Genomic DNA, 468 nt, shown 5'->3' with positions numbered 1-468 from the left:
GGCATCCACCGTGCGCCCTTTCTAACTTAACCATTTCTTACTTTAGAAAGAATCACTATGTGTGATGAACTTTGCATTGCATTCAATGTGAATGTATTACTTATTGTTATCTAGTTTTCAAAGAACACGTTGGTGGAGCCTAGCGGGATCGAACCGCTGACCTCCTGCGTGCAAGGCAGGCGCTCTCCCAGCTGAGCTAAGGCCCCGATTTAATAGAAGATGGTGGGCCTGAGTGGACTCGAACCACCGACCTCACGCTTATCAGGCGTGCGCTCTAACCAGCTGAGCTACAGGCCCATCTTTCATATCGAAGATATGATGTTGTAGGATCTTTTGCAAGTTCCTTCAAAACTAAACAAGACGAAAACGTACGCTGCTCCATATATCCTTAGAAAGGAGGTGATCCAGCCGCACCTTCCGATACGGCTACCTTGTTACGACTTCACCCCAATCATCTGCCCCACCTTC

At 47.9% G+C, this 468-nt stretch carries 2 tRNA genes and 1 rRNA gene; all 3 read right to left on the bottom strand.

The window, feature by feature from the left end:
- Nucleotides 1–130: 130 nt before the first annotated feature.
- Nucleotides 131–206 (bottom strand) — tRNA-Ala (locus tag BAE31_RS08990).
- A gap of 14 nt (nucleotides 207–220) precedes the next feature.
- Nucleotides 221–297 (bottom strand) — tRNA-Ile (locus BAE31_RS08985).
- A 95-nt stretch (nucleotides 298–392) separates the two neighbouring features.
- Nucleotides 393–468, bottom strand: a 16S ribosomal RNA gene (locus tag BAE31_RS08980); the annotation flags it as partial.

Origin of the sequence: Bacillus sp. I-2 (assembly GCF_001974945.1) — a bacterium.
GTDB classification, from domain to species: Bacteria; Bacillota; Bacilli; order Bacillales; family Bacillaceae; genus Bacillus; species Bacillus safensis.
Note: the sequence above shows the minus strand (reverse complement) of the source record. Positions and strands in the feature narration are given on the sequence as shown.